Source organism: Oscillibacter sp. CAG:155, from assembly GCA_000436875.1.
Taxonomy (GTDB): domain Bacteria; phylum Bacillota; class Clostridia; order Oscillospirales; family Oscillospiraceae; genus Oscillibacter.
The window spans coordinates 1-10,009 of record FR890941.1 but is presented as its reverse complement, the minus strand read 5'-3'; the positions used below and the strand labels follow the sequence as shown (position 1 = coordinate 10,009).

The 10,009-nt window shown below is 60.8% G+C and carries 11 protein-coding genes and 1 pseudogene; 2 read left to right on the top strand and 10 right to left on the bottom strand.

What is annotated here, in order from left to right; translation table 11 throughout:
* The 7 genes from QZL67_RS08295 to rsmD all read right to left on the bottom strand — a co-directional run.
* Nucleotides 1–1,748 (bottom strand): penicillin-binding protein 2 (locus QZL67_RS08295; RefSeq protein WP_292920147.1); only part of this gene is annotated, 1,748 nt, incomplete at its 3' end.
* A 99-nt stretch (nucleotides 1,749–1,847) separates the two neighbouring features.
* Complete coding sequence (locus QZL67_RS08290) at nucleotides 1,848–2,339, bottom strand: hypothetical protein (RefSeq protein ID WP_292920146.1); 492 nt, start codon at nucleotides 2,337–2,339, stop codon at nucleotides 1,848–1,850.
* A 160-nt stretch (nucleotides 2,340–2,499) separates the two neighbouring features.
* Nucleotides 2,500–3,447 (bottom strand): 16S rRNA (cytosine(1402)-N(4))-methyltransferase RsmH, encoded by a 948-nt coding sequence (rsmH, locus tag QZL67_RS08285; protein ID WP_022290259.1) that lies wholly within the window; start codon nucleotides 3,445–3,447, stop codon nucleotides 2,500–2,502.
* Nucleotides 3,448–3,453: 6 nt separating this feature from the next.
* Complete coding sequence (gene mraZ, locus QZL67_RS08280; protein WP_022290258.1) at nucleotides 3,454–3,897, bottom strand: division/cell wall cluster transcriptional repressor MraZ; 444 nt, start codon at nucleotides 3,895–3,897, stop codon at nucleotides 3,454–3,456.
* Nucleotides 3,898–4,289: 392 nt separating this feature from the next.
* Complete coding sequence (locus QZL67_RS08275) at nucleotides 4,290–4,808, bottom strand: hypothetical protein (RefSeq protein ID WP_022290257.1); 519 nt, start codon at nucleotides 4,806–4,808, stop codon at nucleotides 4,290–4,292.
* Entirely contained in the window at nucleotides 4,808–5,305 is a 498-nt protein-coding gene (coaD, locus tag QZL67_RS08270; RefSeq protein WP_022290256.1) for a pantetheine-phosphate adenylyltransferase, read from the bottom strand. Before coaD ends, QZL67_RS08275 begins: the two co-directional genes overlap by 1 nt.
* Nucleotides 5,302–5,874: a 16S rRNA (guanine(966)-N(2))-methyltransferase RsmD gene (gene rsmD, locus QZL67_RS08265; RefSeq protein WP_022290255.1), complete on the bottom strand. Its 573-nt coding sequence runs from the start codon at nucleotides 5,872–5,874 to the stop codon at nucleotides 5,302–5,304. The genes coaD and rsmD overlap by 4 nt, the downstream gene beginning before the upstream one ends.
* 251 nt (nucleotides 5,875–6,125) lie before the next feature.
* Between rsmD and QZL67_RS08260 the strand changes: the two genes are divergently transcribed.
* Together QZL67_RS08260 and QZL67_RS08255 are read left to right on the top strand one after the other, a co-directional pair.
* On the top strand, nucleotides 6,126–6,476 hold the full coding sequence (locus tag QZL67_RS08260; protein ID WP_022290254.1) for an Asp23/Gls24 family envelope stress response protein: 351 nt from the start codon (nucleotides 6,126–6,128) through the stop codon (nucleotides 6,474–6,476).
* A 17-nt stretch (nucleotides 6,477–6,493) separates the two neighbouring features.
* Nucleotides 6,494–8,197: a DAK2 domain-containing protein gene (locus QZL67_RS08255; RefSeq protein ID WP_022290253.1), complete on the top strand. Its 1,704-nt coding sequence runs from the start codon at nucleotides 6,494–6,496 to the stop codon at nucleotides 8,195–8,197.
* A gap of 90 nt (nucleotides 8,198–8,287) precedes the next feature.
* Here QZL67_RS08255 and QZL67_RS08250 read toward each other — a convergent pair whose 3' ends face one another.
* The 3 genes and pseudogenes from QZL67_RS08250 to QZL67_RS08240 form a co-directional block, all read right to left on the bottom strand.
* Nucleotides 8,288–8,872: a hypothetical protein gene (locus QZL67_RS08250; RefSeq protein WP_022290252.1), complete on the bottom strand. Its 585-nt coding sequence runs from the start codon at nucleotides 8,870–8,872 to the stop codon at nucleotides 8,288–8,290.
* A 92-nt stretch (nucleotides 8,873–8,964) separates the two neighbouring features.
* Nucleotides 8,965–9,645 carry a DUF2461 domain-containing protein gene (locus tag QZL67_RS08245; protein WP_022290251.1) on the bottom strand — a complete coding sequence of 227 codons (681 nt, stop codon included), beginning with the start codon at nucleotides 9,643–9,645 and terminating at the stop codon, nucleotides 8,965–8,967.
* An 81-nt stretch (nucleotides 9,646–9,726) separates the two neighbouring features.
* Nucleotides 9,727–10,009 (bottom strand): annotated as a pseudogene (locus QZL67_RS08240) (ferritin-like domain-containing protein); the annotation flags it as partial.

Here is a 10,009-nt window from a genome sequence, read left to right as displayed (position 1 = left end):
CGGCCGCCGCCGTCGGAAACGACCCACTCCAGGCACTCCCGCACTTTGGCAGAGGTCTCTTCACTGATGACCTGGCGGACGGGGACCGACTCGTGCTGTTCCACCACGGCGCCGCTGTCATCCAGAACCTGCTCCACCACATAGGGCGTATACAGATAGCCACCGTTGATGGTGGCCGCCTGAGCCCGGATCAGCTCCAGCGGCGTGACATTGAAAGTCTGACCGAAGGCGTAGGACGCCAGGGAGACCACGTTGGAATTGAAGCTGTCCTCATCGGCGAAAATGCCCGCCACCTCACCGATCATGTCCACGCCGGTCTTTTCCATCAGGCCGAAGGACTTGAGGTACTTGTAGTAAGTTTCGGTACCGATTTTCAATCCCATGGTGACGAAGGCCGGGTTGCAGGAGTTTCCGGTGGCCACCTTCAGGGTCTGAAGGCCATGGCCGGCCCGCTTGGAACAGTTGATGGGCCGTCCCCAGCCCTGGACCGTGATGGAGCCGGTGCAGTTGAAGGTGGTGTTCATGTCCACCACCCCCTCCTCCAGGGCCGTGGCCAGGGTGATGGGCTTGAAGGTGGAGCCGGGCTCATAGGTGGAGTCGATGCATTTGTTGCGCCACTGCGTGCTCAAAACGGAGCTCTTGGCCGCGGAGACAGCCGCCTGGTAGTCCTCCTCCGTTTCATAATTGCCCCGGTTCTGGGCCAGCTCCGCCAGCTGGCTGTCCAACTGGGACTGAAGCTTTTCATCATACAGCGTTCCGTAGGAATTGGGATCATAGGTGGGGTAGGACGCCATGGCCAAGATGGCACCGCTGTTGACATCCATGATAATGCCGGTACCGCCCTTGGCGGCGTCAAACTTGGTGATCATGCTGGAAAGGCCTTTTTCCAAAGACGCCTGGACCCCCCGGTCCAGCGTCAGCACCAGGCTGCTGCCGTTTTCCGCGTCATAGTACTGCTCATATTGATAGAGCATATCGTTGCCGTTGTTGTCCCGGGCGGTGATGGTGAGGCCCGCGGTCCCCTGGAGGATGCTGTCATACTTGGCCTCCAGGCCCACGCCGCCGATATTGTCGTTGTTGACGAAGCCCAGCACGTTGGCCGCCAGGGTACCGTTGGGATAATACCGCTTGGAATCCGGCTCCAGGTACACACCGTGGACCCGCACGGGGCTCTTGTCCGGGTCGGAGATCAGCACAGTGTCCCCATCATCGTTGACGGTGGTCAGCTGATTGCCCTCGTCGTCGATCTCGCCGTTGATGAACTTGCGGACCTCATCGGCGATTTCCTGGTCCACCCGCTTTTTGATGATCTCATAGGCGGAATTGGTCTTTTCCATCTTTTCCCGGATGCTCTCCTCATCCACCTCCAGGATGCGGCTGAGCCCCCGGGCGATGTATTCGGCGTCCCGGACGTCGGTGTTGCCTTGTTCCTCCTGCTCATCCAGATACTTCTGCAAGCCCTTAGGGTCCACAAACACGTTTTCCGCCGTGGCGGACACCGCCAGCGGATGGCCGTTGCGATCATAGATGGTGCCCCGGGAGGCAGTGATAACGGTGCTGCGGGTCTGCTGGGCCACAGCCTTTTCCTGTAATTCGTCGTGCTGACGGATCTGCAGATCAAAGAGTTTCAAAAACAGCGCCGCAAAGGTAACAACGCCCAGCAGCGCCATGACCAGTACCGTCCGGGTACGGATGATCTGATTGGCCCGCCGGGCGGCGTCGGTCTTTCGTCTGGGTAAGTTTGCCATGCTTTGTCTCCTCCCATGGGTGCTTGGGACCCCATATCCGAAGCAAGGAGTAAGAAGTCCCGCTTCTTACTCCTCACGCTGCTTCATTATAGTACGGTCTTACTCGAAGTATTCCACCACCGCGTAAACGCCATGGTGCAGGGATGTCAGCAGGCGGCTGAGAACATCCGGCTCTTTCTGCTGATAGACCACGGCGCTGTCACCGTCGCTCAGATCGATGTAGTAAATCTGGCTGCCGCTGGGCTTGCTCATTCCCGCCGCCTCGGCGGCTTCCTGCACGGTGCTCAGATCATACATCCGCTCGTACTGCGTCGTCAGCGTCACATTTTCGGTCTCCAGATCCTCCAGCTGGCTCTTCAGCGACACCACGCTGTTGGAAATCCCCATCAGCTGGATATAGCTCATCAGCACCAGCACAGCCAGCGCCGCGGCGGCTCCAAAGCCAAGTACCGTGAGGACGGAGAGTTTTTGCCGCTCCCGGGTCTGCACCCGGGTCGCCCGGCGGACCTGTGGCAATTCCTTTGCCGTCTGGAGCTGGCGGGGAGCCTCACCGGCGTGGCGGAGCTGCCGTTCCCGTAGTTCCCGATCCAAATCATATGCCAAGTCTCCGTAAACAGCGTTCCTGTTGCTGTACCGTAATTCCTTTGCCGCAGATGCCACAACGGGCTCCTCCCCTCATTTGTATCTCACTCCACACACTCAGGGGTCTCCCCCCCCACCGGGCCTGACGGCACCGGTTATCGGTTATCCATCAAATGTCAAATGTCTCGCACTTTTCCGCCACCCGCAGTTTGGCGCTTCTGGCCCGCGGGTTTTCCTCCAGCTCCTCCGGGCCGGAGACGATCGGCTTGCGGGTGATCAGCTTCACCTTGGGCTTTTTCCCGCATACGCACACCGGAAACTCCGGCGGACAGGTGCAGCCCCGGGCCATATCCTGAAGGGCCTGCTTGACGATCCGGTCCTCCAGGGAATGGAAGGTGATCACCGCCAGCCGTCCGCCGGGATTCAGGCCGTCCACGGCGGCGTGCAGCATAGGCGGCAAGGCATCCAGCTCGCCGTTGACAGCGATGCGGATGGCCTGGAAGCTGCGCTTGGCCGGGTGCTGTTTTTCCCGCAGCGCAGACGGAGGCATGGCCCCCTTGATGATCTCCACCAGTTCCAGCGTGGTAGCGATGGGCGCGGCCTCCCGCGCCCGGACGATGGCTCTGGAAATGGCGGGGGCATAGCGCTCCTCGCCGTATTCATAGAGGATGCGGCGCAGTTCCTCGCCGCTCCAGGTATTTACCACTTCATAAGCACTCAGGGGTGCGTCCTTGTCCATCCGCATGTCCAGCGGCGCGTCCTGCATGTAGGAAAAGCCCCGGGACGCGTCGTCCAGCTGGGGAGAGGAAACGCCCAAGTCAAAGAGCATCCCGTCCGCGCCGGAAACCCCCGCCTGCCGCAGCACCTCCGCCAGGGAGGAGAAATTGCTGTGGATCAGCGTCACACGGTCCAGCCAGGGGCCCAGCCGCTCCTGGGCAGCATCGATGGCCGCCTGGTCCCGATCGATACAAATGAGTCTGCCGGTGGTCAGCCGCCGGGCGATCTCCCGGGAATGGCCCGCCCGTCCCAGCGTGCCGTCCACGTAGATGCCGTCCGGCCGGATCTGCAGGGCGTCGATGCACTCCTGCAGCAGCACAGGCTTATGGGTATATTCCATAGATCCTTACCCCCGGTTTCTGCGGGCACGGGCCAGCGCGTCCAGAGCCGCGACCATGTCCTCGCTCTCCAGCATCCGCTGTTCCCGCTCCTCCCACGTCTTTTCGTCCCAGATCTCCGCGAAAGAGTTGAGACCCACGATGGTGGCGGTCTTTTTCAGTCCCGCATGCTTGCGCAGCCCTGCCGGGATCAGCACCCGGCCCTGGGCGTCCGGCTCACACTGGACGGCGTTGGCATAGAGCAGCGTCAGTGCCCGGGCCTCAGAATAGCTCAGCTGGTCCATATCCTCGGACATCTGGTCCCACTTGGCCTGGGGATAGATGGTCAGGCAGTGTTCCGCCCCGATGGTAATGGTAAAGGTGTCTCCCAACGCCTCCCGCATGGAGGCAGGAATGACCAGGCGGCCCTTGGAGTCGATGCTGTTGTTGGATTTTCCCAGCAGTCGCGCCACGGACGCCGCCCCCCTTTCCCCCTTTTTTGGGGCTGGATGGGAATGGTCTGGCACTTCCTGCGCCAATTACCCACTTTTCCCCACCACTTGCTTTTGAGTATAAGCGAATCCCCCTTTGATTGCAAGGATTTTTTTTCGACTGCAAGGGTTCAAAAATGGCAGAAATCATGCAAAATTTGTCTAAAATTGGCCATTTGAAACACATGTTCGACCGTGCTTTGAGCGGTTTACGTAAAATCGAAAGCCCCCGGCAACACAAGATTTTGTGTTACCGGGGGCTTTTTCTTAACTTTTCCACTACATACGGTTCTTTTTAAAAAAGTTTCAGAAATTTCACCGTCGTTTTTTACAAAATTTCAGGGATTATGGTTGCCCACCCGCAGACGCTATAGTCATTCCCCGTCCGACTGGGTGTCTCTGCCCTCCAGTTTTTCACGCTGCTCCTGCATTTTGGCGGCGGAAGCGCTGCGGAACTGAACTCGGGACTGCTTGACCTCGTCCAGCGCGGCCTGCACAGCCTCCTCCGTCCGAGCCAGGGCGTCCTCGGCGTATTCGTTGGCCACCTGGTAGAGCTGGCGGGAGCGTTCCTCCGCCCGGGTGATGATCTGCCGAGCCTTCTCCTTGGCGGCGTAAATCACCTCGCTGTCGGAGACCTTGGCCTTGGCGTCCAGCTCCGCCTGACGCATCATGCGGTCCACATCCCGCTTGGCATCATCCACGAACTTCTCCCGGGCAGAGAGCAGTTCCTGGGCCCGCTTGATCTCCACAGGCAGCTGCGCCCGCAGCTCATCCAGCAGATCCAGCATCTCATCCCGGTCCACCATGCTCATATTGGGCTTGAGGGCGGGGGCCTTTGCGTCCTCGATCCGCTCATAGATCATATCGATCAGTCGGTTGATATCATTGGCCATCAGGTCTCATCCTTTCTCATTTCAGTCATCTCCCGCACCAGGGGGATGATAGATGCCGGCAGATACCGCTCCAGCGGCTGGCGGTAGCGGATCATCTCCCGGGCCATGGAGGAACTGAAGTGCTGATACTCCGGGCTGGCCGGCAGCAGCAGTGTGTCCAGCTCCGGGTGGATTCCCCGGTTGATGGCGGCCAGCTGGGCCTCCACATCGTAATCCGTTCCGTTGCGCACGCCCCGGACGATGGTGCATGCTCCCCGCTCCACGGCGTAGTCCGCCAGCAGGCCCGGCCACAGTTCCGCCTCCACATGGGGCAGATCCGCCACGGCGACCTGCACCAGATGGAGCTTTTGCTCCGGGGTAAACATCTGACTTCTTTTTTCCGCGTTGGGGCTGACACACACCCAAACCCGGTCAAAACAGGCAGCGGCCCGACGGATAATGTCCAGGTGCCCCAGGGTAATGGGGTCAAAGCTGCCTGAGCAAACGGCTGTTTTCATGGGATCTTTTCCTCGCTGTCCTGGTTTGCGTCGCGGTGATAGACCGTCAGGCCGATCTTTCCGTAACGATACGTGCGGTGGACCCGGTAAGGCGGCGCAAGGGCCGGCGTGGTCCGAACCGCCGGATGTTCCGCTACGATTATACCATGGGGTGCGAGAATGTCAAATCTGGCAATGTGGGCCAGGGCCGGCTCCAGCAGTCCCGCCTCATAGGGCGGGTCCAGGAAGATCAGATCGAACTTCTCCCGCAGGGACTTGAGGTACTCCATGGAGTCCCCCGCCACCACCCGGGCCCGGTCCTGCAGATCCGTGATCTTCAAATTCTCCCGGATCAGCTTCACGGCATCTGGCCGCCGGTCCACAAACACGGCGGAGGCCGCCCCACGGCTGAGGCACTCGATGCCCAGCTGGCCGGTGCCGGCAAACAGATCCAGCACCCGGCGGCCTTCGATGTCAAACTGCAAAATATTGAAAAGCCCCTCTTTCACCCGGTCCGTGGTGGGGCGGGTCTCCATCCCCTCCAGCTCCTTGAGCCGGCGGCCCCGGGCGGAGCCTGTAATCACACGCATGGCGTTCTCTCCTTACTCTCCGCCGTTCCACTGGCTGAAAAAGGCGGCTGTTGGTCCCATTTTACGGCAAATGGGCCGCTATTTCAATAGGATTCCGCCGCCGGGGAATTCTTTTTTTAGCTTGTACTTTCCCGGCCCATCGTTTATAATAGGGTTCCATATAGAACAATCCAACGCGGACAGCTGCCCGCAGGCGTTCCCACAGGGACCGCTGGGTTCTCTGTCAATACGGAAAAAGAAAGGACGTTCTCATGATTCAATTCAAATCCGATCATGGAGATATCTCCGTCAGCAGCGCCGTATTTTCCAACATTACCGGTATGGCGGCCACCAACTGCTTCGGCGTAAAGGGCATGGCCTACCGCTCCATGACCGACGGTCTGGTCCATCTGCTGCGCCGGGAGGCCATGAGCAAGGGTGTGAGCATCACCTATCACGACGACAATTCCATTTCCATCGAGCTTCATATCATCGTGGAGAACGGCGTCAACCTCCCCGCGGTGTGCCGTTCCATCATGAATGAGGTGCGCTATGTGGTCACCAAGAACACCGGTGTGCCCGTCAAAGCGGTGGACGTGTGCGTCGATTCCATGACCCTGTGAGGGGAGGAGCTAAACGAATGAACGAACGAATTACCGGCGCGCTGTTCAAGCAGATGGTGCTTCACGGCGCCGCCGTCATCACGGCCCATAAGCAGGCCATCAATGACCTCAATGTCTTCCCGGTGCCGGATGGCGACACCGGCACCAACATGTCCATGACCATCGGCACCGCCGTCACGGAGCTGCGCAAGTCCAGCCCTGCCACGGTGGATCAGGCCGCCTCCGTCACGGCCTCCGCCCTGCTGCGGGGCGCCCGGGGCAACTCCGGCGTCATTTTGTCTTTGCTCTTCCGGGGCCTTTCCAAGGGACTCAAGGGCATGGAGAGCGCTGACGCCGCCGCCTTCGCCGCCGCCATGCAGGAGGGCGTCTCCGCCGCCTACAAGGCCGTCATGAAGCCCGCCGAGGGCACCGTCCTCACGGTTTCACGCCTGGCGGCCAAGCGGGCCGTGGAAGTGGCCGCTGAGGAAAAGGATGTGGAAACAGTGCTGGAGGAAGCCATCCGGGAGGGCCGTGAGACCCTGGCCCAGACCACCGAGATGAATCCCGTGCTGAAAAAGGCCGGCGTGGTGGACGCTGGCGGCAAGGGCTACCTTCTGATCCTGGAGGGCATGCTGGCAGAGCTGCGGGGCGAACCCATGCCCCAGCAGGACGAGGACAGCGCCCCCGAAAAGGAGAAGGCGGATTTCCAGGCCATGAATGTGGAGGACATCACCTTCGCTTTCGACACCGTGTTCATCGTCCGCAAGGCCACCCCCAACATCTCTCTGGAGCCGCTGCGCACCTACCTCAACAGCATCGGTGACAGCCTGGTGATCGGTGAGGACGACGAGGCCTTCAAGGTCCACGTCCACACCAATATCCCCGGCAACGCCCTCAATGAGTCCCAGAAGTACGGCACGCTGGAGCTGGCCAAAATCGAGAACATGCGCACCCAGGCCGAGGACCTGGCTGCCGGCAAGCATGTCCAGAGCACCGATGACCTGGACGCGGTGGAGCAGTCCCTGGAGGAAGGGGCCGCCCAGCAGCCGGAGGAGGATGCCCACACCGTGGCCGCCCCGGAAAAGCCTTACGGCTTTTTGGCGGTCTGCGCCGGCGCAGGATTGGAGGCCGTGTTCCGGGATTTGGGCGTTGACGGCGTAGTCTCCGGCGGACAGACCATGAACCCCTCCACCGAGAGCCTGCTCAAGGGCGTGGACGCCATCCCCGCCGAGACCGTGTTCATCCTGCCCAACAACGGCAATATCATCATGGCCGCCCAGCAGTGCGGCGCCCTGACGGAGAAAAAGGTGGTTGTCATCCCCACCAAGACCGTACCCCAGGGCATCACCGCCATGATGAATGTGGACTTTGAAGCGCCGGACGCCCAGACCATCACCGACGCCATGACCGAGGCCCTCGCCACCGTCACCACTGCCCAGATCACCTACGCCGCCCGAAACTCCGATTTCGACGGCTTCGACATCAAGGAAGGGGACTATCTGGCCCTGGAGGAGGGCAAGCTCTTCGGGACTGACAGCTCTCTGGACACTCTGCTGCAAAAGCTGGCAGAGGACGCCGCCAACCGGAGTTCCTCCTTCATCTCGCTGTACTTCGGTGAGGATGTGACGGAGGAGGACGCTCAGAAGGCCGCTCAGGTCTTTGAGCACACCTGCCCCAATGCCGAGGTAGCGGTACTGCCCGGCGGGCAGCCTGTGTACTACTATATTATCTCCATGGAGTAAGTCCGCAGGAACGAAACAAGAAAGGACGGAGCCGTCTGGCTCCGTCCTTTTTATATTTTTCGGAATGGTGATGTCCGCCGGGGGGTGGTCTTACAGCGCCGCCATCTCCCGGGCCACCGATTCCTCACAGCTTCGCTGGGCCTGGAGGGTCTTGTCCATCAGCTCCTCCAGGGTCCACCCCAGGTTCTCCGCGCCCTGGCGGATCACATCCCGGGAGCAGCCGGCGGCAAACTTCTTGTCCTTGAACTTCTTTTTCAGGGAGCTGACCTCCATGTCCTGGCAGCTCTTGCTGGGGCGCATCAGCGCCGCCGCGCCGATGAGACCCGTCAGCTCGTCGGCAGCAAAGAGGACCTTCTCCATCTCCTCCACCGGCTCCACATCGGAGCACAGGCCGTAGCCATGGCTGCACACCGCGTGGATGAATTCGTCGCTGCAGCCGATCTCCGCCAGCAGCTCCGGGGCCTTTTTGCAGTGCTCCTCCGGCCACTTCTCAAAATCCACATCGTGCAGCAGCCCCACCGTAGCCCAGAAATCGGCGTCCTCGCCGTATCCCAGCTCATTGGCGTACCACCGCATAACGCCCTCCACCGTCAGGCCGTGCTGGATGTGGAAAGGCTCCGCGTTATACTTGCGCAGCAGCGCCAGTGCCGCCGCGCGATCCGGACATGCTCTCATGGAAATCGCTCCTTTTTCTCAATGAAAATTGGTTTCAGTATAGGCTCTTTTCTCCTGGTTTTCAACCCGGGGAAGGCTCAGATTTTTTCGTCTTACTGCTCCCGGGGGTCCGGGTCGCCGTCCAGCGTGACGAAGTAATCGTAATAGGGCAGCAAAAAGCGGTATCCCTCCTTGAGCCGGTCCACGATCTCCCGGCTGAACACCTCGTCGGTGAGCTTGTCCTCATGGCAGATGGAAAAGGACTTGGTCCGGTACCAGGGCTCCAGCAGCTTGGAGGGGGCGGCGGAGCGGGGGCGCTTGTAGTCCTCCGTCTCCAGCTGAAACTCCTTCTGCCGGGCCAGCCGGCGGGTCAGCGTCTCCATGGTCTTGGGGTCCCGGTCGATCCGGACCCGGAGCTTGGCCATGGTCAGGGGCTTGGGCAGATAGTAGCCCATGCCATAGCCCCACCCCTCCGGCCCCAGCTCGAACCAGAAGGTGGGGTGAGCCGTCCACTGCTCCGTGGGCTGCTCCACGGAAAACCACAGGTGGTCCTTGTAGGGCCCCCGGCCGTGGAGACGACGGGCATCCCGGTAGATGCGGGTCACCTTGCGGATGAGGCCGTAGTCCGGCCGCTCCCCCTGTAAAAAGTCGTACATCTCGTCCCCCAGCTCTTTCATAGGCTGGTAAAACTTCGTAAGATAGATGTCTTTATGGGCCTCAAACCACGTCCGCTCATTGTTGAAGCGGATGCCCCACATAAAGTCCACCGTCTCATCGGTAAAGCCTGTAAACATGATGTCCTCCCGGATAAATTCATAATTTCAGGCTATTATAACACAAAGCACAAGGCGGGGCAATTGCCCCGCCCCGTTGATTCATCCCTGCCGCATCCCCCGCTCCAGCAGCGCCAGCAGCTGGTCCGCCCGGCGGTATTCGTCCTCTCCCAGCTCCGCCAGCAGCCGGGAAAGGCAGGGGTCCGTAGTGCCGTCCGCCGCCCGCAGATAGTTCATGGCACCGCAGGCCGCCGCGTGGTACCGCTCCCGCAGGGCGGGGCACCAGTGCTGCATCCAGATGCGGCCGCTCTCCACGACAGGCTGGTAGCAGCTGCCGGTGATGAGATAGTACACCGCCATGAGCCGGCGGGCCCGGGCCCCCGCG

Bases quoted from the DNA above. Each gene is read 5' to 3' on its own strand.
- QZL67_RS08275 (WP_022290257.1), bottom strand. From the start codon at position 4,808: ATGGCCAATGATATCAACCGACTGATCGATATGATCTATGAGCGGATC.
- QZL67_RS08250 (WP_022290252.1), bottom strand. From the start codon at position 8,872: ATGAGAGCATGTCCGGATCGCGCGGCGGCACTGGCGCTGCTGCGCAAG.
- rsmH (WP_022290259.1), bottom strand. From the start codon at position 3,447: ATGGAATATACCCATAAGCCTGTGCTGCTGCAGGAGTGCATCGACGCC.
- QZL67_RS08260 (WP_022290254.1), top strand. From the start codon at position 6,126: ATGATTCAATTCAAATCCGATCATGGAGATATCTCCGTCAGCAGCGCC.
- rsmD (WP_022290255.1), bottom strand. From the start codon at position 5,874: ATGCGTGTGATTACAGGCTCCGCCCGGGGCCGCCGGCTCAAGGAGCTG.
- QZL67_RS08255 (WP_022290253.1), top strand. From the start codon at position 6,494: ATGAACGAACGAATTACCGGCGCGCTGTTCAAGCAGATGGTGCTTCAC.
- QZL67_RS08245 (WP_022290251.1), bottom strand. From the start codon at position 9,645: ATGTTTACAGGCTTTACCGATGAGACGGTGGACTTTATGTGGGGCATC.
- coaD (WP_022290256.1), bottom strand. From the start codon at position 5,305: ATGAAAACAGCCGTTTGCTCAGGCAGCTTTGACCCCATTACCCTGGGG.